The 21,258-nt window shown below is 69.9% G+C and carries 23 protein-coding genes; all 23 read right to left on the reverse strand.

The genetic code is table 11. The annotated features are described in order from the left end of the window. Positions 1-65: 65 nt before the first annotated feature. The 23 genes from OG413_RS15485 to OG413_RS15595 all read right to left on the reverse strand — a co-directional run bounded on the left by OG413_RS15485 (position 66) and on the right by OG413_RS15595 (position 21,103). Positions 66-950: a peptidoglycan-binding protein gene (locus OG413_RS15485; RefSeq protein WP_266806014.1), complete on the reverse strand. Its 885-nt coding sequence runs from the start codon at positions 948-950 to the stop codon at positions 66-68. 64 nt (positions 951-1,014) lie between these two features. Beyond that, the gene (locus OG413_RS15490; RefSeq protein ID WP_266806015.1) at positions 1,015-1,185 is read right to left on the reverse strand and encodes a hypothetical protein; all 171 of its coding nucleotides are present in this window, start codon (positions 1,183-1,185) and stop codon (positions 1,015-1,017) included. Between the two features lie 16 nt (positions 1,186-1,201). Further along, the gene (locus OG413_RS15495) at positions 1,202-1,711 is read right to left on the reverse strand and encodes an H-type lectin domain-containing protein (protein ID WP_266806017.1); all 510 of its coding nucleotides are present in this window, start codon (positions 1,709-1,711) and stop codon (positions 1,202-1,204) included. A gap of 43 nt (positions 1,712-1,754) precedes the next feature. Next, positions 1,755-2,300: an H-type lectin domain-containing protein gene (locus tag OG413_RS15500; protein WP_266806019.1), complete on the reverse strand. Its 546-nt coding sequence runs from the start codon at positions 2,298-2,300 to the stop codon at positions 1,755-1,757. Then, positions 2,297-3,388: a DUF5047 domain-containing protein gene (locus OG413_RS15505; protein WP_266806021.1), complete on the reverse strand. Its 1,092-nt coding sequence runs from the start codon at positions 3,386-3,388 to the stop codon at positions 2,297-2,299. The genes OG413_RS15500 and OG413_RS15505 overlap by 4 nt, the downstream gene beginning before the upstream one ends. Positions 3,389-3,400: 12 nt before the next feature. Further along, entirely contained in the window at positions 3,401-5,632 is a 2,232-nt protein-coding gene (locus OG413_RS15510; protein ID WP_266806023.1) for a hypothetical protein, read from the reverse strand. Next, a complete protein-coding gene (locus tag OG413_RS15515; protein ID WP_266806025.1) occupies positions 5,632-10,017 on the reverse strand; it encodes a phage tail tape measure protein in 4,386 nt (1,461 codons plus the stop codon). Before OG413_RS15515 ends, OG413_RS15510 begins: the two co-directional genes overlap by 1 nt. Before the next feature lie 21 nt (positions 10,018-10,038). Then, positions 10,039-10,371 carry a hypothetical protein gene (locus OG413_RS15520; protein WP_266806026.1) on the reverse strand — a complete coding sequence of 111 codons (333 nt, stop codon included), beginning with the start codon at positions 10,369-10,371 and terminating at the stop codon, positions 10,039-10,041. A 92-nt stretch (positions 10,372-10,463) separates the two neighbouring features. Further along, positions 10,464-10,823, reverse strand: a complete 360-nt coding sequence (locus OG413_RS15525; RefSeq protein WP_266806028.1) for a hypothetical protein — start codon at positions 10,821-10,823, stop codon at positions 10,464-10,466. Beyond that, entirely contained in the window at positions 10,820-11,161 is a 342-nt protein-coding gene (locus tag OG413_RS15530; protein WP_266806029.1) for a hypothetical protein, read from the reverse strand. The genes OG413_RS15525 and OG413_RS15530 overlap by 4 nt, the downstream gene beginning before the upstream one ends. A gap of 85 nt (positions 11,162-11,246) precedes the next feature. After that, a complete protein-coding gene (locus tag OG413_RS15535; RefSeq protein ID WP_266806030.1) occupies positions 11,247-12,017 on the reverse strand; it encodes a hypothetical protein in 771 nt (256 codons plus the stop codon). Between the two features lie 62 nt (positions 12,018-12,079). Beyond that, on the reverse strand, positions 12,080-12,499 hold the full coding sequence (locus OG413_RS15540; RefSeq protein ID WP_266806032.1) for a hypothetical protein: 420 nt from the start codon (positions 12,497-12,499) through the stop codon (positions 12,080-12,082). After that, a complete protein-coding gene (locus OG413_RS15545; protein ID WP_266806034.1) occupies positions 12,496-12,780 on the reverse strand; it encodes a hypothetical protein in 285 nt (94 codons plus the stop codon). Before OG413_RS15545 ends, OG413_RS15540 begins: the two co-directional genes overlap by 4 nt. A 13-nt stretch (positions 12,781-12,793) precedes the next feature. Next, complete coding sequence (locus OG413_RS15550; protein ID WP_266806036.1) at positions 12,794-13,144, reverse strand: hypothetical protein; 351 nt, start codon at positions 13,142-13,144, stop codon at positions 12,794-12,796. Next, on the reverse strand, positions 13,144-13,698 hold the full coding sequence (locus tag OG413_RS15555) for a mobile element protein (RefSeq protein ID WP_266806038.1): 555 nt from the start codon (positions 13,696-13,698) through the stop codon (positions 13,144-13,146). The genes OG413_RS15550 and OG413_RS15555 overlap by 1 nt, the downstream gene beginning before the upstream one ends. Further along, the gene (locus tag OG413_RS15560) at positions 13,688-14,086 is read right to left on the reverse strand and encodes a hypothetical protein (protein ID WP_266806040.1); all 399 of its coding nucleotides are present in this window, start codon (positions 14,084-14,086) and stop codon (positions 13,688-13,690) included. The genes OG413_RS15555 and OG413_RS15560 overlap by 11 nt, the downstream gene beginning before the upstream one ends. 116 nt (positions 14,087-14,202) lie before the next feature. Then, positions 14,203-14,415, reverse strand: a complete 213-nt coding sequence (locus OG413_RS15565; RefSeq protein ID WP_266806042.1) for a hypothetical protein — start codon at positions 14,413-14,415, stop codon at positions 14,203-14,205. Positions 14,416-14,430: 15 nt separating this feature from the next. Continuing rightward, entirely contained in the window at positions 14,431-15,759 is a 1,329-nt protein-coding gene (locus OG413_RS15570) for a phage major capsid protein (RefSeq protein WP_266806043.1), read from the reverse strand. Positions 15,760-15,768: 9 nt separating this feature from the next. After that, positions 15,769-16,719 carry an HK97 family phage prohead protease gene (locus OG413_RS15575; protein ID WP_266806045.1) on the reverse strand — a complete coding sequence of 317 codons (951 nt, stop codon included), beginning with the start codon at positions 16,717-16,719 and terminating at the stop codon, positions 15,769-15,771. Further along, positions 16,716-18,635, reverse strand: a complete 1,920-nt coding sequence (locus OG413_RS15580) for a phage portal protein (protein ID WP_266806047.1) — start codon at positions 18,633-18,635, stop codon at positions 16,716-16,718. The genes OG413_RS15575 and OG413_RS15580 overlap by 4 nt, the downstream gene beginning before the upstream one ends. Continuing rightward, a complete protein-coding gene (locus OG413_RS15585) occupies positions 18,635-18,868 on the reverse strand; it encodes a hypothetical protein (RefSeq protein WP_266806049.1) in 234 nt (77 codons plus the stop codon). Before OG413_RS15585 ends, OG413_RS15580 begins: the two co-directional genes overlap by 1 nt. A 26-nt stretch (positions 18,869-18,894) precedes the next feature. Next, complete coding sequence (locus OG413_RS15590) at positions 18,895-20,652, reverse strand: terminase large subunit (RefSeq protein ID WP_266806051.1); 1,758 nt, start codon at positions 20,650-20,652, stop codon at positions 18,895-18,897. After that, the gene (locus OG413_RS15595) at positions 20,624-21,103 is read right to left on the reverse strand and encodes a phage terminase small subunit P27 family (protein ID WP_266806053.1); all 480 of its coding nucleotides are present in this window, start codon (positions 21,101-21,103) and stop codon (positions 20,624-20,626) included. The genes OG413_RS15590 and OG413_RS15595 overlap by 29 nt, the downstream gene beginning before the upstream one ends. Positions 21,104-21,258 lie beyond the last annotated feature (155 nt).

The following is a 21,258-nucleotide window of genomic DNA, read 5'->3' on the forward strand; positions in this document are numbered from 1 at the left end:
CTTCCTTCGTGCAGGTCAGAGAGGGCCCGTAATAATTCCGGGCGGAAAGTTAAGGGTTGGGCGGGTCAGACGTTGGGGACTTTGAGCCGGTCCCACGAGGCTTTGCCTGGGATGCCGTCGGCGCCGGCGCCGGAGAAGCCGAGCTTGCGCTGCCAGGCCGCGTACGACTTCTGGTCAGCCTCGGACCAGGCCGGGCCCGGCCCGACCGTGTACCGGCCGCACCCCTCCGCGACCAGCCGCTTCCCCATCGCAGTCACGACCGCGCTCCGTCTGCCCGCCGTGAAGAACGCGGCACCGGGGAACGGCTCGTACTTCGCCACCGGCTTCGTGGGAGGCATCGGCTTGGCTGGCGGGCGCGGCGCATCGAGGCGCTTCGCGATCCGGTCGCGCATCGAGTCCATCTCGAAGCCGCGCGGGTCGACCTTGCCTGGCTGCCACTCCTTGTGCCCGATGACCGAGCGCTGTGACCAGTCGTGGGCCCGGCAGATCGCGGCGGACACCTGCTCGATCGCGAGCAGCTGCGCCGCCGGCCACGGGTCCTTCCCGTCGCCGAGGTTCTCGCACTCGAAGCCGTAGAAGTGCCGGTTCCCGTCGGTGCTCGCCTCGTCGTCCGTGGGGAGCGGCTTCTCGGCGATGACCGCCTGGAGGACGTCGCCGTCGCCCAGGCCCGCGTGGTTGGTGCGGCCGTAGCCGACCAGGTGCACCCGTCCGTCCTTCGCAATGACGCCGTGACACAGCGGGCCTGGCAGAGCGCTGTGTCCGACGCGGCAGAGCTCCACCGTGTGGGCGGTGCCCCGGGTGACCGTGTGGTGGATCATCACCCCGTTCACCGGCCCCCAGGGACCCTTATGGTTGCGGTTGTGGGTACGCCAGTTGCCGACCTGGACGACGGTGAGCCCTTCGTCCGTGAGCGTCTTGAGCAGCCGGTCGGCGGTGAGCGGTGTGGCCATGAATGCCTCCGGGCATCAAAAGGCCCCGGCCTGATGGCTCGGGGCGGGCAGGTTGTTCCGGCACTTACGAGCCTGGCTCGTCGGCCGGGGGTTCCTCGACCGGCGGCTCTTCCGGCGCCGGCGGTTCGGGCTGTTCCTCGACGACACCCATGTCGACGAGCGATCCGGTATCCGCCGCGGTGTCGTCCGGCCGGTGCTGTACCGGGGTCGGTTCGGGTGCGGGAGTGGTGGGCATGGGCGTTGTCTCCTGTTCAGGTGAGCGAGGCGAACCACTGGACGGGGATGCTGCTGCCGCTGGTGAGGATGGCCGGGTCGGGGGCGTACAGCAGGATGGTGAAGCTGGACGTGCCGATGGAATAGGCCCGGGCCGACCACCGCGAGACGGCCCCGGTGCCGGTTGCCAGGTTCACGAACACCAGCGGCGCGGAGGGAAACGCAAAGGGAAACGTGACGCTGACGCTGGCCTGGTTGGCGTTGGACCAGTTCATGGACACGGCGCCCTGCTGCGTGAGCGAGGAAACCTGGCGCCACACGGTGCCCTGGTACTCGTACAGCCGCTGGGTGTCCTTGAGATAGGTGTGCATGCCGTCGGTGGGGGCGGCCGCACCGAGGAGTGCGGCGGAGCGCGCGGCGGCGGACGCGAACACGAGGACGGAGCGGGCAACGATGCCGTTCGCCAGGTTCTTCGCGAGGGTCTCGGCGTTCGGCGCGTCCAGCAGCTCGGCGACGGTGACGCCCTGGCCGTAGTCGTCGGTGGACACAACATGCCTCCAGGTGGGATTGGCCGCACGGGGGCGGCTCGGGTCAGAGGGTGGTCGCGATCCACTGCAGGGGGATGTTCGTCCCGGTGGTGTTGGTCGCGGCGGGGGCGGACATGTACGCGGTGAAGCCGGTGGCCGTGACGGCCGAGGCGCGGGAGACCCATCGGGCGACTTCGGCGGCGCCGGACTGGATGTTCGTGGTGACGCGCGGCACGGTGGCGAACGGCGCCGGGAACGTGACCGGGGCGGTTACCGCTGAAGCGGCTGTCCAGGACATGAGTGCGGTCCCGGACTGGATGGACCGGGTGATGCCGGGGCCGGTTGCCCACCGGCCCCACGTTCCCCAGGAGCCGCCGCCGGACTGGGTGATGCCGATGATGTCGCCGACGGCGGGCGCGAGGTAGCACTCCCATCGGCGGACGGTGATGCCGTCCTCCGTGGTGACCGTGTTGTCCGGGTTGACGGTGGCGACGACGGCGATGCGCCAGTCGGCTCCGCGTACGCCCGGGGTGTCGGAGCCGACGCGGACGGTCTGCCGTCGTAGTGCCCCGACGAGGTCGCGGGCCGCCCGGTGCGCGGTGCGTTTCACGCGTCCTCCTTGGCGCTGATCGTGGCGATGGGGAAGTCCCCGCCGACGTCCAGCGGTATGGCGAAACTCGCCACCTGGTGGAGCTCCTTGAGGCCGTCGGGGTGGATCACGCGCAGGACGTCACCGGCCTCCAGGGCCGGATTCGGCAGCGTGCTGAAGTCGCCGGACGCGTTGGGGGCTCGGGCGGCGCGAAGCTTGACGGTGGCCGCGGCCTGGCAGGCACCGGCGGACGTGAGCGTCGACGAGCTGTAGAACATGGGGCGGTGGCCGAACGGCCCGCTCCAGTACGTGGGGCTGCCAGGATCCGTGTCGCGTGCGAGGAACTGCACGGGAGCGCCGCCCGAGGCGGCGTTGTCGCCGCGTGCCAGGACCGCGTTGTAGACGGCTGCGCTCGACATGCCGCGTGATCCGCGTACGTAGACGCCGCCCTCGCCGGCGGACACTGACCAGGCCGGGTCGGTGGACAGGATGTCGGGCAGGACGGAGATCACGAAGGTGCCGTCACCGGTGGTGAAGCATTCGGCTCCGGCGGCGGCCGCGAGCTCCTGCACTGCTGCCCATGCGTCGGCCTCGACGTCCCATGTCCGCGTGCCGATCGCGGTGTCGGTGATGGTGGACACGACGTCGGCGTCGGGGATGCTGCGGCGGACGAGGGTCGTGATCGCGTTCACGACGGTGCCCGCCGCGGTGTAGGGGGCCGTGAACTTGTCGTCGGCGATGATGCATTCGATGGCGCGGCCGGTCAGGGTGACCGGTCCCTGTGAGGGGTCGCCGCTTGCTTCGTCCAGTCGGAAGACTCCGATGGGGACGAGCTCCTGGGTGCCGTCGCCGTAGTCGACGCCCCGGCTGATCCGCAGCCGGGCACCGTAGGTCGTGAGCTCGTCGGCGGGGGTGAGCGGGATGACCGAGGTGTCGCATCCGGTGACCGTGCAGGTCCGGCGGATCGACTGGCCGCGGTCCACGCTGACGCTGCCGCCGGTGTGGTCCAGGGGCACGACCCCGCCGTCCGTGGTGATCAGCAATACCTCGGTGATGGGGCGATGGGACTCGGCGAGCCGCGGCAGGAACCGGTCCGTCACGGGGTACACGTCGCCTCCTTCCTATGTCTTGCGGCGGTTGAGGAGGACGTCCTCCCACGATGCGAACGCGCTCAAGATGTCCTGCCAGGTCGCGAACTCGCTCAAGATGTCCTGCCAGGTCCGTCCGCCGGATCCGTTGATGCCGGTGGTGACCGGCATGTCCGCCTCGACCGCCGGGAGCGTCCACACGCGGACCGGGTCCTGTGCCGGACCTTCGCGGCTCTCGCCGGAGGCGCTGACGTTCAGGTAGAGGTTGCCGACTCCTGCGCCGGGACCGGTCTGCCACAACAGGACGCCGCCGGTATCCAGGAGCCAGTTCAGGCGCTCCCGTTCGGCGTCGGAGGACGTCCATACCTGGACTTCCCCTTCGAGGCCGTTGCGCAGGCCGGACAGGATGACCTTGTTCCGGCGGTTCTTGACCGTGTACTCGGCCTGGCCGATCGGCCGGGTCCAGGACGGTTGAGCTGCGACCGTCACGGTCAGGTTCCGCTGCGGGTTGCCGGGGTCCTTCAGCCACGCCCGGTTGATGTCCGGCCAGGGGATGGTCCTGGCCCCGGCCTCGCGCCATTCGATCAGGCCGGTCACGGGGTCGATGAATTCCGCCCGGTACCCGAACGGGACGCCGAGCGGGGCCTCGTAGTCCTCGATCCGCAGGGTGTCGGTGTTGATCGGGTCGGTGCCGTCCCACAGTCCGTTCGGCCCGCGTACCAGCGTCCGGTTGCCGGCCGTATCCAGGCGGTAGACCCGCAGCAGGTCCCCGATCGGGAGATCCCGGAGCGTCAGGGTGGCTGAGCCGGTCTCCTCGGTCACCTGGGATTCGATGGCCTGCAGGGCCTGCCACAGCGTGACCATGTCCACGCGCAGCGAGGCCCCGGCCGACAGGGCGACCAGGGTGAGTTCCGCGGCCGCCTGCGTCGCCCCGGCCGGCGGGGGATCGGAGGAGAGGGTGAAGCCCCACCACCCGGCGGCGGTGGGAACCGCAACAGGGACCCAGGAGTGTGTACCCAGGTCGTTGTTCGCCGCGTCGTACCAGCGGATCGCCATCCCCACCTGCCAGGTGCCGACGGCGTTCTGCTCGACGATACGCAGCCGGTGGGGCAGCCCTGGATCGGTGAGCCGGTAGCGGGGGCTGCGGATGACGCTGGTGGTCGCGGTCGCCGACGTGATGACGAGGCAGTAGCTGCCCTCGCCACCTGTGCCCCACGGGGTGGACCGGGCCAGGGTCGCCACGCCGGACTGCCGGGTCCAGCCGCCGGTCCCCATCTCGAAGCCCGCGTCGGCGTACGGCAGGACGGTACCGGCGACGAGCTGGGGCGGCGGGCCGATGGACACGGTCTCGAATCGGGTGACCTGCCCGGCGGTGGCACCGGTGATTCCCACGGCAACCGAGCACGTGGCGGCTCCGGCCGGTGCGGGGGCTGATGCACGCTGCCGGTAGAAGCCGGTGCCCGGGGCTGCCAGCGTGGACCGGGCCGTCGTCAGCTGTGTTCCGGCCGCGTCGTAGTAGCGGAGTTCGATCCACACCGCGCTCCCGGACGCGGGCGGGTTGAGATAGCAGGCCGCCATGTAGTCCGTGCCCGGTACGACCGGGGCCCGCTCCGTGCAGAGCGCCGAGGCGTTGCCGGCAGCGGTGGCGGTGAGTGCCCAGACGTGGCCGCCGATCGTCAGGAAGGTCACGGCCCAGGACACGTTGGGCGCCTGGCGGCCGAGCGTGCCGTTGGCCTCCGCCGCCCAGGCCGATGTGTCGGTCTCCGGGGACTCCGCGGCGAACGAGAGCATGTTGCCGGTCGTGCGGATCGGGAGGCCGAGGTAGAAGTTCTCGAAGTAGGACACGACGAGGGCGGCGCCGGTGGTCGCCGAGACAACGATCTGCGCGCGGACGGCGCCGACGGGGGCGGGGCCGGCCACGCTGATGCGGTGCCAGGAGGTGGAGGCCGTTGCCGTGGTCAGCGACCACGTGATGCTGATCTCCGTGTTCGCGGCGGTGAGCCACCGGATTCCGATCCGCTCCGGCACGGTCGCCCCCGAGGCGTCGCCGAGTGCCTGGTAGACGGTTCCTTCGGTCACCGGGTACGACGAGGTGGTCCGGGCCCGCATCTCCCCGGACGCGACCGATTTCACGCTCAGGCAGCCGTCCCCGTTGCGGCCGCCCGTCGCGGGGCTGACCGTCGCGTTCAGCAGGGCGGTCCATCCGGACGTGTTCGGGTCGACCATCTCCGCGACCGCGGACAGCATGTTCCCCGGGATCGGCATCAGCCGCCTCCTCCTGCGTCGATGATCGCGACGAGTTCACCCGTCGCCTTGTAGACCTCGGACCGGGCAAGGCGGGACAGCTCTTCCGAGCCGACGAAAACTTTTACCAGCAGCCCTTCCAGGCCGGTGCCCGCGCTCTGCTGAGACGGGCGTGCCGTCCGCGAGCCCGCCGACGCGGCGGCCGAGGCGGCCGCGTGCTGCGCCGCCATGGCTGTCGCCGAGGGGATGGCCGCCGTACCGAGCCGGGCCGCGGCAGCCTTCACCCGCGGCACCATGCCGAGTACACCGATGAGCAGTCCCTCGCCCGTGTCCTGGCCGACCGCGATGGTCTTGCGTGCCGGGCTGTGCGAGTCGAGGCTCTCGCGGATCGCCGAAACGATCCCCTTGCCCAACTTGTTCATCTGCACCTGCAGGGCCTTTTCCTGCGACTGCAGACCGACAAGGAACCCCTTGGACGCGTCCTTCCCCGCGTCGAACATCGAGTCAGCCATCGTCCGGCCATAAGACATCGACAGCGACGAGCCGCTCTTCGCGAGCCCGTTGAGCGTCTTGATCTGCCCCTTCGACGCACCCGCCACGACGCCCGCGAGCTGGCTGTCGGGGCCCATCGCGACGAGCTGACTGATCAGATCCTGCGAAAGCCCCTTCTTCGACAGGGCCTTGATCTGCGTCTCGAACGTCTTGACTGTCTTCTGCCGGTCCCGCATTCCGACGATCAGCCCGTTGACGGTCGTCTCTTCGGCGAGGTTCCCCACACCGAGGAAGTCCGCGGCCGTCTTCTTCTGGTCGGCGGCCGCCGACTTCGCCGCAGCGATCCGGGCCTGCATCGCGTCCTGCGCCCTGGCGAGCCCGAGCAGCTTGGAAGCTGCCTTCCCGCCGGCGACCGACAGCGCCTTGCCCGACAGACCGGCCGCCTTGACGTCCTTCACCAGGGCGCCGAGCGCCTTGGACAGGTCGCCCGCCGTGCCGGCCAGAGCAGACGTGACTGATTTCAGGTCGCCGGGGATCTCGCCCCGGGCGCGCTTGCGGGTAGCCGGGGACGTGCCCTTGGCGAACCCGCGGGTCGGGCCGAGGCCCGACGCCATCGCCATGGAATCGGGGTGTGAGTAAACGATCTCGCCACCCGAGAAACGGATCAGTTCCGGCCCGTTCTCGCCGACCCACGCGATTTCACCGGGCCGCGGGCTGCCGCCGTTGGCGTATCCCTTGAACCCGTAGGTGTGCGTGAACATCGGGTCGAGATACGAGCGGGCCCGGCTGCCGACGACCACGCCGTCGCCGCCCCGGGACTCGATGTTCACCCCGTTCAGCGTGCCCGCGGTATGGCCGACCCCGCTGTTCGTGATCCCGATCATGTACGGCGACCTGGCATTGAGCGCCCAGCCCGCGGGCGCCGTCGAACCGCTGAAAGCGCCGGTCGCCCACCGGCGGTGCGGCTGCTGCCCACGGATCACGGACTCGACGGCGGACAGGATGCCGCTGCAGTCCCAGCTCGGGTTGCCGTTCCCGCCCCACTGGTACGCCTTGCCCGCCTGCGTGCGCGCCCACGCGAGCGCACCCTTGAATCCCTTCCCGCCGATGCCCGCCTTCTCCAGCTCGGTGTCGGCCTGGCCGGAGTAGCCGACGATCGAACTGATCATCTTCTTGGGGATCCGGGTAACCATGTCCCGGTACAGGCTCGCGCTGCCGCTGATCTTGTTGAGCAGTGGGCGGACGACCGAGTTGAGCCCGGCCACGGCCGACGCCTTGACGCCGTCCTTCAGCCAGCTGACGCCCGACTTCGCGAAGTCGAGGCCCTTCGACGCGGCGCCCTTCACCCAGTCGAAGAGGCCGCCGCCCTTCGCGAACCCGGGCGCTGCCGAACCGCCGCCGGCAGCCGCCCACTTCCGCATGGATGCGACCGCGCCGTGTCCGCCCGCGCCCTTGACCTCCTTTGCCGTCCACACGTGCTCGTTGTGCGAAAGCCATGCCGGTACATCGTCAGACGTCTCCGTACCGGCGCCGAACACGCGGCCGCCGGTCGCGAACGCCTTGACCCTGCCCAGGCTCGGCGCGCCGAACGCGGCCGCCACCTTGTTCCAGACCGGGACGATCCCCGAGTTGTAGACGGTGTTCACGATGAACGAGATCGGCGTCTTCGCTTTCTCCGCGATCGACTTGAAGGCGCCGCCGATCACTTCAGCGCCGGACTTGAAGGCACTGCCCATCGACCGTGCCACACCGATCGCACGGTCGAGCGGGGGCTTGATCCCCTTCTGGTACAGCCACGTCGCGGCCGCCCCGATGCCCTGGAACGCAGGCTGCAGAGCAGTGCGCCACAGCCACACACCGACCGCGCCCAACGCCCGGATCCCGGTCATCACCAGACCGAACTGGACCTTCACCCCAGCCCACAGCAGCTTCGCCCCGCCGATGACCCACCCGATCGCGGGCGAGAACGCGTTGCGCCACAGCCAGAGGCCGACCGCGCCGAGCGCCCGGACCCCGACCATGAACAGGTCGAACTGGACCTTCACCCCAGCCCACAGCAGCTTCGCCCCGCCGATGACCCACCCGATCGCAGGGGAGATCGCCGCCGTCCACAGCCATCCGAAGATCGCGCCGAGTGCCTTGACCGCAGCGATGATCGGCAGCAGCACGGCCACGACCACGATGGTCGCCAGGACCTTCGCCGCCGTCCGGATGAACGAGAACACGGGACCGAGCACCGACCACAGCCAGGCCGCAGCCGTGCCCAGCGCGCGCAGCCCCGTCATGAACCCGTCCAGTACGGGCTTGATCGCGTTGTTCCATGCCCACAGCGCGGCCGTCTGGATCCCGGCCCACGCCGCCATGACGATGCTGCGGAACGTCTCGCTGCGCTTCCACGCGATGACGAGGGCCGCCCCGAGAGCGACGACGGCGATGGCGACCAGCACGAACGGGTTGAGCGCCATGACCGCGTTGAGGATGGCCTGGGCCGCCGCCCAGCCCTGCGTGACGAGGGCAATACCGCGGGCCGCCAGGGAGTAGACGGTCATGACACCGATGACGATGCCAGTGGTGATGGCCTGCGCACTCAGGGCGAGGGTCAGGCCGCCGATCAGGATGGCCAGCGGGGTCAGCCAGATCCCCCATTCGCGGAGCCAGCTGATGGTGGCGGAGACGCCAGTGCCCAGGCCCTTCAGGGCGGGCAGCAGGACGGCGCCGAGCACCGAGCCGACAACCGTGATCGGTGGCAGCACGTAGCGGGTGAACGCGGCACCCCACTCCGCGAGGACCGGCAGGACGGACCCGCCGATGAAGTTCACGAGCCCCTGCTTCACCGTGCGGGTGAAAAGCTTGATCTCGTAGTTCGGACCGGACCGCAGGGTCTTGCCCAGCTGCGCGGCCGCGCCGTCGACACTGTCGAAGGCGCCCCGCGCCTTGCCCGGGTCCAACTTGAAGAGGCTCGCTCCAAGATCTTCGGCTTGCGTGCCGAAGAGCCCGACCGCGGCGGCTTCGCGCTTCACCGGGTCATCAATGTCGCGGAGCCTGTCGAGGACGGTCTGCAGGCCGTCCGCCGCACCCTTGCCGCCCGCAGCGATCTGCAGCGACATCTGTTTGGCATTCAGGCCGATGGACTTGTACGCGTCCTGCGACGTCGTACTCATGTCGACCGCGCGGATGCTGAACTCCTTGAGTCCGTCCGCAATGATGTCCGTGTCCCGGGCGCCTCCCAGAATCCCCTGCGAGAAGAGGCCCATCGCGGTCTTCGCGTCCAGGCCCAACTTCCGCATCTGGACCGGGTACTCCTGGAAGGTCTCCAAGAGATCTTCCGCGTTCGGCCCGAGCTTCTGAAACCCGACCGTGATGAGGTCCAGGGCGGCCGTCGCGTCCGGGGCCAGCTTGTTCTTCAGCATCGCTGACACGGCCTGGCCCTGCAGGGTCATGTCCGACCCGAAGGTCTTGGAGACGTCGACCATCTTGGTACCGATGACGTCGAGCTGTTTGACCGTGGCCTTGGGGGACACCAGCCCGCCGCGCACCACCTCGCGGATCGCGTCGGCGCCCTGCTCAAAGCTGTCGGTGACCGCGGTGGAGAACAGCCGGCCGACCGCCATGCCCTGACGGGCCGCGGTCGGACCGGACGAACCGAGCTGCGCGTTCAGAGTCTTGGTGACGCTGCCCTGCTCGAGCGCCTGGCCGAACGCGTCGGCGAACTGCTCGCCCACCTTCGACGCGATCTCGGCCACACCGATCGCCGCGAGGGCGCCCTTGAACGCGTCGGCGAACCCGCCGCCCGCCGCGCTGCCGGCAGCGTCTCCGGCATCTCCCGCCGGTGCGACCAGCTGGCGGCGCAGCTCGTTCCCGATGCCCCGGACCGAGGGAATGATCTGCAGTGTCGCGTAGCCCACGTTCGCCACAGGCCACCCCCTATCCAGTTGTCAGGTGATCTCGCCCCGCGCGATGGCACTGCGCCTGTGGGCAGCACGGACCTTGGCCGCGTTGCGGCGGGCGATCCGCTGGGGACTGTTCTTGTCGGCGGCCTTCGGCCCCGTCCCGGGACGGGTGATGGGCGTCGGCCGCTTCGACTGTTTCGACTGCCTGACGCCCTCGTTGGACCGCTGCCAGTTCGCGATGCGCAGCTCGTCGATCGTGAGCCCTTGAAGGTGCTCGGCCAGACCCCACAGGCCGTCCTTGTCGCCCATCGCGATGCGGGTGCGGGCGCGCGGCGGGAGCTGGCGCAAGTATCCGCCGAGCTCCCGCCAGGTCAGCATCCGCCGGCCGGTGGCATCCCGCGCGAAGAGATCGGAGAGCCGTACCCCGTAGCAGTCACGCAGGTCCGCCTGGACGGCCTCGCCGTGCTCCCTCAGGAGTCGGACGAGGCCAGCGATTCCCCCGGCTCCTGGCCGCTGTGCTTCTGGTACGCCTTGAACAGGGCCTTCAGCTTGTACTGCGGCAGCGGCGTCCTACGGAACTCTTCCCACTCCTCATCTCCCAGCGCGACACGGAAGATTCCCGCCATCGCTGCGGCGTCCCCGTTGTCCGCCGCAGCCATCAGGGGCCACACGTTCAGGCCCTCCATGTGCTGCATGGTCAGCCTGCGGTTCGGGTCCGCCTTGGACGCCCACAGGAACCGGAACGGGGCGAGGCTGGTCTCGGCCTGCACGGCGTTCAGGTTGAACTCGGCGACCTGGTCGTCGGCGGTCGCGGTTCGGGTGCTGCTCATGGTGTGTTCTCGCTCTCGGGCTTGGTGATCTGTACGGACAGCGTGGGAATGGTGAGGCGGACCAGGCCGGACCCGGACGGGTCGAGGGTCACCTCGATCGTTTCGGCCTGGATCACCCACGGGAAGGGACGGCCGTCGACCTCGACGCCGCCGCCCGGTTGGACGACGATGCTCTGTGCCACCGGCACGTCATCCCGCTTGGTGCGCGGGAGCTGCTCCCGCAGGAGCGCGGCCGCGATCCTGCTGCGCTGTGCCGGTGGCACGTTTTCCCCGGCTTTGATGACGCCGAGCTCTACCGCCTTCGCGGCGATGTCGGCGTCGGTGATGGTGAGCCTCATGACGTCGCGGTTCCCTTCGTCGCGGTTCGGGCGGGGTGGCACCGGGGCGCGGCCGAACCGCGACGAACCTCCGCGCCCCGGTGGCTCATGCGGTGACCGTGACGGCGACGGTGTCGGTCTGCCCGTTGTAGGAGGCGGTGATCGTCGATGTGCCGGCTGCGATACCGGTGATGAACCCGGAATTCACGGAAGCCTTGGCCGGGTCGGACGACGACCAGCTGGTGCCCGCGGTGACGTCGGCGGTGGATCCGTCGGAGAACGTCGCGGTGGCCACGGTGGCGCTGATCTCCCCGGCGGCGACGGACACGGTGGCAGGAGTGACTGCGAGGGACTCCAGTACCGGGGTGGACTGCCGGTCGAAGAGGTCACCGGAACCGGTCGGGAAGATCGTCGCGACGATCGTGGCCGACTCGAGGTCGACCTCGTTCTCACCGTGATCGCCGTCCAGCGAGCACTCGGCGTGCTGGGCGGTGATGAGGCGGCGGACCTTCTCCCCCTCCCGCGTTTCGAAGGCGACGAGGACCTGCTCCGGCTTCGGTACGCGGATCTTCGTTGCGGTCGAGCCGGGCCACACCAACCGCCGGGTGGTGTCGTTGTCCTCGAGCGCTGTGAACGTCTTGGTCAGCTTGAAGTGGTTGCGGCTCGTCCGGACGAGGATGCCGCCCCAGGCGAACTTGTCGTCGGTGTCCTCTTCGCGGGACTCGGGGAATCCCTCGTCGCCGTCGAGGAGACCGACCAGATGCCAGGCAGGGCCGAACGGTGTGTTCGCGTCGGCTGGACGGGGCGCGGCCAGATCGAAGGACACGTACACGTCCGCGTCCGTCCAGAGATTTGCCTTGGTGGGGTCGCCAGACATGCGGCGCCTCCTTCGGTGTGGTGGATCAGGGGAAAGGGGGGATGCCGCGGTTCGCCTGTGCGTCAGAGCAGCACGGGCTTGATGTTGGCCAGCACGGTGACGGTGCTGAGCTCTATCCCGGTGGCGGGGTCGACGGCCGGAAGGGGACCGGTGGCGGGGCGTATGCCGCGGATGACCGGGCCGGAGTGGACGATCCACAAGCCCTGGCACAGCATCGCCAGGTCGTGCGCCTCGTCCGCCCCGGTGTGCCACACGGTGCACCGCAGTGTTACCCGGGCGTTCGCCATGCTGCTGTGCGGCAGATCGGTGTCCTTGCGGACCAGGACGTACGGGAGGTGAGGCACTTCGGGTGTCCGGTCGCCCGGCACCTTCGTGCCGACGAGCGCCCCGGCCGCGTACGCCTCCGGGCGCCCGGCCAGCGCCTCGCGCAGCACGGACGCCCCGGCGGCCTGCGCGTCCGGAAAGCCGGTGAGCGTCTTCATCCCGCCCGCCAGTCGCGGATCTCGATACCGGCTTCCCCGGCCGCCCGGGTCAGCACACCGTCGCGGGCCTGCCACGCCATCGCGCGCACGTCGGCGATCGTGACCGACGCGGCCCCGCGGTCGGTGGTGTACGGCTTGACGCGGACCGGGGTGCCCGGGGGCAGCCGGGCCCGTACGCGGGCCTGCACGTCGACGGCCACGCCGTCGACCATCTGCCGGACCTCCGCGCCACCGAGGAGCTCGCGGATTCCCCGGGTGTCCAGCTCCAGACGTTCCAGCACGGGGACCTCCTATCTATCCGGTGACGCGCACGACGTTGAACTCGACGTGGTCCAGGCCGCCTTCGACGGGGTCGGGCCAGCGGGCGATCTCGCCGTCCACCTCCAGGAGGAGGCCGTCCCACTCGATGCGGTCCTGCGCGGTGACGTCGAGGTCGACGCCGTGGTCTGCCTGGATCCGCCAGCCGGTGATGACCGGGCTGCGGTCCGCTTCGGTGCCCTCGTCCTGGACGCGGGGCTGGATGTTCAGCGGCGGCAGGTCCGCCAGGCCGACCGCCGACGGCGACCAGTCGGGTACTCCGCCCGGGTTGCCCCGGTCGGGTTTCCGGCCGGCCCTGACCCGGACCGCTGCCTGGTCGAACCACATCAGGCGTCACCTGCCGTCCGGATCCGGTACCGGTCGACGCACTTCTGCCACTGGTCGGTCACGCCGACGGCGGCCTGGGTGCCGTAGGTGACGGACTGCCCGCCGACGGCCTTGGACGCCACCCCGTGAGGGACGGCCGCCATGGTCGCGGCCTTGTCGAGGACCGCCTCGGCGATGTCCTCGGGGACGGTGGCCCAGCCGTGGGAGTAGATGACCCGCAGGCAGCGCAGCCGGTCCGGCCAGCGGTCGCATCCCAGGCGCCGCAGCACCCCGCTGTCCGACCACTGGTAGCCGACGCCTTCGGCCAGGAGCACGCCGTCCAGGCGGACGCTGTGGACTGCGGTCGTCGGCCATACCGGCAGCAGCACCGAGGCGCGGCCGAGGCCGTCGAGGACGACCTCGTCGTTCTCGACGAGGTTGACCTTGTGGCCGACCGCGCCCCGGAACCGGCGGGTCGCGTTCTTGAGGTGCTGCAGGAGCCGGGGGTCCGTCGCCGGTTTCCCGGTCAGGATCGCGAGTTCCTCGGGGTCTGCGAGGTAGTCGTCAGTCGCCACCGCCCGGCCCGCCGTCCCCATCGTCCTGCCGTGGCGCTGTCTGCTGGCCGTCACCCTGGCCCGGGGCGTCGGCGACTGCGGGCGGTGCGCTCCTGCGCGGCGGCGACCCGGTGCCGGGCGCCTTGGTCGCGGCCGTGCGGCGTGCCTTGTTCGGTGCGCTGGCCGCCTTCTTCTTCTGCGTCCCGGCGGCCGCCTCGTCCCGTGCTGCTGTCTCCGCACCGGGGTTGTCCTCGGGGAGCGAGAGGGTCTGTACGTCGCTGCTCTCAGCGGCGGTGTCGATGATGTCGTCCTCTCCGAGGCCGAGCCGTGCGGCGTCGGCGTCGTTGAGCTTGAGTACCGTCTCGCCCCGCTCGGAGCGGTAGCGGTACTTGTGCAGGGGGCCGCCCACGGTGCCCTCCTTGATCTGTGAGTCGACGGGGACCGTGTCCGACGGGCCCCCGCACGCGGCGTTCTCCGCGTCGCATGCGGGGCACCGGTCATCAGCGGTCCGGGATACGAGCAGCCTCACGGCGCGATGACGCCACCGGCGCGCAGCGACGTCAGCAGCTGGTTCAGCTTCGTGCGCAGCGCGTTGGTGTCGGCGAGCAGCGCGTCGTACTCCGCCTTCGTGGGGGCTGCCCCGGCGGCCGCCGCTGCGGTCGCGGGGCCGGCGTTCGTGACGGCCGCGGCGGGCTTGCCCTCGCGGGCCTTCCCTGCGACCGGGTTGAGGTATGCCATGTCAGTGCCCTCCGGTCAGGCTGCGAGGTCGACTTCGACGAACGCGGACGGCTGGATCACACCGAAGGCCGCGCGCATCTCGGCGAGGATGACGACCAGGTTCCGCACGAAGAAGTCCATGTGGGAGTCGGTCATCTGGATCGTGGCCTGCTGCCGGTCCCACAGGATCGCCTTGCGCCAGTCGCCGACGTACGCGGTGCCGGCCGGGACCGCCTCGGTCTCGATGATCGGCATGTTCCACACGGTCTGTGCGGAGCCGACACCGGCGGGGCCGCCGAAGTAGTAGCGGTTCTCGTTGTCCTGCAGCAAATCGAGCGTTTCGAGGTCGACCGGGTTGACGAGGACGCCGTTCGGGATGCTGCGGCCGACCGTACGGACCTTGGTCTTCGCCTTGCGCAGGGTCGTGAACGCATTGGTGTCCCACGCCTGCGACTGCACCCCGCTGACATTGGCGACGCCCTCGAAGTTCTCGCCGGTGCCGTCACCCTGCACCATCTGGTCCTCGAGCTCCTCCTCCAGCCCGTACCGGAGGAACGCGTCGATGAGGGTGACGACCTGCGCCGCGTCCGAGATCGCGCGCTTCGTGATCGGCATCCAGTGCGCGATCGTCTTGACCGCCGTGTTGATCTTCACGGCGGCGAGGCCGGACTCGGGCTTGTACCCACCGCCCGCGTTCGGGACCAGGGCGCCCGCGCCGCCCGGCGCGGTCGGGTTCGCCGAGCTGGTCGCCTCGGGGACCGGCGCGGCGTTGTTCGTGTACGACGTCATCCGGACGTACTCGACACTGTCCGACGTGGTCGTACCCGGGGTCACCAGATCCCGCAGCCGGAGCGGGCGCTTGAAGCTGTCGAGCCCGACCTGCAGACCGAGCTGATCCGGGACCACGAAAGCGCCCGCGCTCGTGTCCGAACCGCCCGTGACCAGCGACTTGAACCCGGCGAGCCCGGACTGTACGCGCTGCTTCGCGCCGAACCGTCCGTCGGTCGCCTGCCCCATCAGCGCCTTGTACTCGGGAGTCTCGATGAACTCCTGGCCGAGGGTCTTCTTCCGGGACGGGAGCTGGAACCCGGACGCGGTGCGCCGGGTCCCGTCATCGTCGGTCTTCGCGTCGAGGGCGATGTCGTCGCCGAGCTCGGCCAGCGTGCGGCGGAGCTCGTCGTTGCCCTTGAGCTTCTCGATCTCGGCCTTCGCCGCGACCGCCTTGGCCATGTGCTCCCGCAGCTCTGCCGTCTCCTCGGCGGTGAAGTCGCGGTCTTCCTTCTCGCACTTCGCGGCGATGTCCCGGGCCTTGAGCGCCCAGTGCTTCGCCTCGTCGATCCACTCCTGCAGGGTCTTGCCGGCCATGTCTCTACCTCATTCCGTGAGCGAGAGGTCGAGCTCCAGGAGCCCGAGCTCGGTACGCAGACGTGAGGAGGCGGCGGCGGCCTTGGCGGCGTCCTCGGGGGAGGGCGCTTCGCGGAGGTCCGGCGTGGTCTCGTCGGTCGTGCTGGGGGTGGGGTCGGCCGGTGCGCTCTTCGCGAGCTCAGCGGCCACGAGCTGGGCGATCCGCGCCTCAAGCTCGTCATCCTCGGGCGTGCCCTTGGCGGGCGGGGTGTCCGGCTGGGCGGACGGCTGCACGCCGTCGGCCGCCGGACCCGGCCGGCCGGGTTCCTCCGGTGTCCTGCTCTTCTCGGGCGTCGCCGCCGCGAGTACCTCGCCGATGGCTTCGTGCGCCTTCGCGAGGGAGTCGTAGTTGGCCTGCGACAGGACGCGGCCGGCCTTCGCACCCCGGGCGAGGCCCACGGCCTTCGCGGCGAGGAGTTCCGTCTCCTGATTCGCGCCGACGAGGCACGGGCCGACCTCGTGCAACTTGAGCTTGCGGAGCTCGAAGTAGCCGCCCCACCGGTGCGCGTCGTCCTTCACCCACGCCGATTCGAGCTCGTCGTACGCGAAGCTGAACTGTGTGACGCGGCGGCCCTTCAGCAGCCGGTACACCTGCTGCGCGGTGGGGTTCGCGTCGTCACCGGTCAGGTCGGCGATCTGGCCCATGACCTCCAGACCTTCGAGGGTCTCGGTCGCCTTGATCACGGTCCCGACGTGAGCGAACGGATCACCCCACCGGTGTGCCCAGATCACCGGGATCGGGTCGCCCTTGGTCTTCCAGTCGGACAGGGTCTCGGTGAAGGCTCCGGGCTGGACCACGTCGCCGACGCTGTCCTCGTTGCCGAACACCGAGACGAGCGCGACGAACTGCCCCTCGGCCAGGCCGTCGGCGGTGCCCGCCGCCTTCACGCGTGCGGTGAAGTCCTTGGTGCGCACGGTCATCCCTCCTTCGCGTAGTCGAGGCTGCATTTGCAGTTCACGAGCTCTTTCGTTTCGCCGGACCCGTCGCCCGGCCAGCGCAGCCCGTTGCCGAACACGTCGTCCAGATCGACCTGTTCGCCGTTCAGCGCCTTGTGCGAGGCGCGCGGGTTGGTGCCGCCCGTTCGCCAGATCTTCCGGGTCAGGCCGGATGCGCCGGCGGCGTCGTGACCGCCGAAGGACCGCAGTTCGGTGGACGCGGTGGTGGCCCGCACGGCGGCCGCCGTGACCCACCCCGCTGTCGCGCTCTGCAGGCCCTCGCGCCACTGGTCGCCGCCCGCGGACTGGACCGCGCCGATGGCGTCGGCCGCCGCCTGGTCGTGCTGCTCGGCATGGTGTTCGGCGGCGGCCAGGACCCAGGCGAGCATCATGTCCGCCGACCACCCGTCGGCTTCCGGGTTCCACTCGTCCAGGACGTCCCAGGCACCGATCTGCGCGAGCCGGTACCCGTGATCGGCCAGGAGCGCCGTCAGCTGCGCGAGCCGGTCCTCCCGCCCTTCGGCCCACAGCGCGAGCAGATCGGGCATCGGGGCGTCCGCCTTCGCTCCGGCGGCCGTCAACAGGCCCTGTGTCCTGCGCTCCGTCCACCGGACCAGCGCCACCGACAGGGCGTCGCGCTCCGCGGCCGCCGTATCCAGCCCGGCAGGCCGGGCACTCTTCGTGCGGGGCCGCGGCCGCTGCTTCGGGGCCGTGTCCCGGGGCGATGCGAGACCGCCCTCGGTCACGTTCAACGGCACGATCAGTTCGTCGCCGCCCGGCACAGCGGGCAGGTTGTTCCGGCCGCGCATCTCGTTCCGTGTCATCCACGGTCCGCCGGTCGCGGTGGAAGCCGCGGCCGCCTGTTCCTCGAAGGACCCGCGCATCTTGCTCTGGATGTTGAACTCGCAGTACACCCCCGTGTTGTCGCCCGGCAGGTCCGGCAGGATCTGCGCGACGAACTCCTGCTCCAGCATCACGAGCCAGGGGCCCAGAGTGTCCTGATAGAGGTGGGCGTGCTGCTCCTTGATGTTGGAGTACGTGGCGTGATCGAGAATCCCGATCAGGGGCGGCGGAATGTAGTACGCCGCGGACACCTCCTCGCGGGTGAGTTTCCGCGACTCGATGTACTGCGCCTGTTCCGGATTGAAGCCGACGGCCTTGTACTCCATGCCGTCCTCAAGGATCGGCGTACCGCCCTCGGCGCCGCCCCCGTCGGTGAAGCCGCGCCACATCTCCCGGAACCGGCGCTTGTCCGCCGGCGTCCAGTCGGGTGCCTCGGCCGGCCGGACGAGGACACCCGTTGTCCGGGCGCCGCTCTTCCACATCGCCGCCCGGTTCTTCGCCGCCTCCCTGGCTTCCAGCAGCAGATCGCGCAGGGAGTCGATCGGTGATGACCCGGAGACGAGGTTGCCCGGGGTGTAGCCGTGGATGTGGACGACTTCGTCCGGCCCGAACTCCCGCCCGCCCGGGGTCTGGTAGCGGTCCGGTGCCAGCCAGTTCCCGCCGGTCGGGTGGATCAGCGTCGGCGGGACAGGCAGGATGCACTGCCGGTTACCGACTTTGACCTTGATCCCGTACGCGTCGTCGTACAGCGCAATGTCCGCGACGAGGCGCTCGATGAACCGGAACTGCGTCAGCTGCGCAATCGGTGAGGCAAGGATCTGCGCGAAGGGGTGATCCTGCAGCCGTTCCCGGTCGGTGTCAGAGAGACGCCGGAACGTGTGGATTCCGATGCTGGCGATGTTCCTGGACAGGAACCCGATCACCGTGCGGACCTGCGGCTGGCGGCGCCAGATCTCGGCGTACTCCCACGGCGCGGCCCGCAGCGCGGGCGGCGCCCACCCGGGTGTGACCCCGGCGCCGGTGGTTGCGAGCTCACCGGAACTCACCACGAAGGCCATCAGCTGCTACCTGCCTCGGCGAGGACCTGGGTAAACTCCACGCGCGTCCGCTCGATGACGACCTCCCCGTCCACCGGGTGCGGCGCGCGGCCCGCTTCGAGCAGCTGCACGTCGCGCAGCACGAGCAGGGGCCCGCGCTGCTTCCACAGGACGCCGCTGAACGCCTTGTCGGCCAGGTTCACAACGACCCGCCGCCGGACCGCCAGCCTGCGCCACGCCAGCCATGCGAACACAAGCGACCTCCCAGAATGTGCGGCCGCTACACGACCATGATTTCGTCCTCGTCCGCGTACCGGGACTTCCGGCGCGGGGGGCGGGCGATGATCTCCGACATGGCCGTGGCCAGGGCGGACACGCCGTCGATCTTGTCGCCAGAGCTCTTCTTGTCCGGCTTCACGTTCCCGGCCGGGTCCATCGCGACGGCCAGATTGTCCACGCACCACCGGGTCACCGGGTTCCCGCCGTGCACCAGCGCCGGCGCCTGCGGGGTGCCCTGCAGGGTGAGCCGCTGGATCTCTTTCAGGACGGGGCTTATCGTCTGGAAGCCCTGGCGGACCTTGACCATCGGGGCCCGCTCGGACACCAGGTCATTGGTCAATTGCGACGCGTTCCACGGGTCATAGCCGAGCGACTTCACCTTGAAGAAGTCGCGATCCCGGCGGACCTGTTCCTTGATGAAGTCGTAGTCCGCAACGTTGCCGGGCGTCAGCGTCAGCCACCCCTCACGCACCCAGACAGACGCTGCCCCAGCCGTCCGCTTGTCCAGAGCTTCGAGGTTGTCCTCCGGCGTCCAGTACCGCCACAGCGCCTCCAGCCGCCCGGTCTCGTCGTCGGGGAACAGCCAGCACAGCGCACACAGGTCGGACGTGCTCGCGAGGTCCAGACCGCCCCACGTGTCGCGGCCCTGGAGGGCCTGCTCGTCGACCATGCCCGCGTTGCGGTCCCACGCGTCCAGTGTGAGAAACCGGGTGTCCTGCTTCGTACGCAGACCCAGGTGCAGCCGGAGGAACTTCGCCAGGTCGGCGGGGGACTGCTTCGCCTCCTGCGACTTGCTCCGGATGTACGCCCGGGTCGGCGAGATCCCGTAACCGGGGTTCGCCTTGCGCCACGTCGCCTCGACATGCGGATCGTCACTCGCCTCCGCAGCCCAGATCACCCCGTACACGGTGTGAGCGGTGAACACCCTGCGGGCCAGCTGCTCAACCCGCCGCCGCTTGCGGTCGTAGATCGTCTCCCGCTTACCGGAGTCCGCCGTCGTGATGATGATGATCAGCGGCTGCGTCCTCGAGCCGGTACCGGTCTCGATCGTCTCTACCAGCTCGGGGTCCTTGTGGATGTGGAGCTCGTCCACGACCGCAGCGTGCAGGTTCGCACCGTGCTGGGCATCGGCGACCGAGGCAATCACCTCGAAGTACGAGCCGGTGCGCTTGTGAACGATCCGCTTCTTCAGCGCCTGGACGCGGTCCTTGAGGGCAGGAGCCCGCTCGGCGAGCTGCTTGATCGGCGCGAACACGAACCCGGCCTGCCGCTCGCTGGTCGCCGCGGCGACGACCTGGGCGCCGGACTCGCCGTCGGCACACGTCATGTAGATCGCGATGCCACCCGACAAGGTGGACTTGCCGTTCTTCCGGGGCACGTCGACATACAGCTCACGGACGACCCGCACATACGCGTCGGCATCCGGATCCCAGGACACCCAGCCGAACACCGGGGCCAGGACGTACGCGACCTGCCACGGGTCCGGCACGAGCGGACGTCCCGCCCACTGCCCCTGCGTGTGCCGCAACTTGGAGAAAGCGTTGATGACCTTGTCGACCCGCTCGGGATCGAACACCGCGCCGGGCGCCTCACCGGGGCTCGGCGTCTGGACCAGCGGCGGGCAGTCAGGCAGCGGGATACCGCGCGACGTCAGGTACCAAGCGACCTCGGGCGAGAGCTTGAGGCGTTCAAGAAGCTCCCCGTCCTGGAACGCCTCCGGCACCGGCGGGTCAGAACGGGTTGTCGTCCTCTTCGCCATCGTCGGCCCCTCTCGCCAGGGCCTGCTCCGTGCTCGGTGTCAGACCGAACTGCGACGCGAAGCCGCGCAGTTCCCGACCGGCGTTGCGCGCGATGGCCACAGCCGGGTTCGGCACGGTCCGCTCCGTGGACGAACCGTCGGGGCGGGTGGAGACGACGAGGCTGGTGATCCCGTCCTTGGTGACCTCCCGGGTCGCCGCCACGAACACGGACCAGGTCTCGCAGTACGCGGCGAGGACCGCCCGGTCCTCGGGCTTGAGAAGGTCCAGGCGCTGAAGGCCGGGCACGACGCGCCGCCACTCGGCGGCGGCCTCCTTCGACAGCCACGTCGGCGCGTTCGGAGCGATGCGCCGGAAACCGGGGCCGGGGTTGACCGGCCGGCCCCCCGAATCACGCCCATCGGCCCGGCCCGAGAGCAGCCTCAGCGCCGCCGGTTGCGCGGTGCGCCCCATGCGTCACCCCCTGCGACCTGCGGTTCTATGAGTGGCGGAGAGGCGCCGGGCCCCACACGATTTCACAATTCTGAGCACGCGTGTGCCGAGTTAACCGCGGCGGGTCCCCAGGGTTTTGACCTGGTGATTTTGACTCCCCTGCCCCTCCGAGGACG

The organism is Streptomyces sp. NBC_01433, from assembly GCF_026340105.1.
In the GTDB taxonomy this organism is placed as follows: Bacteria; Actinomycetota; Actinomycetes; order Streptomycetales; family Streptomycetaceae; genus Streptomyces.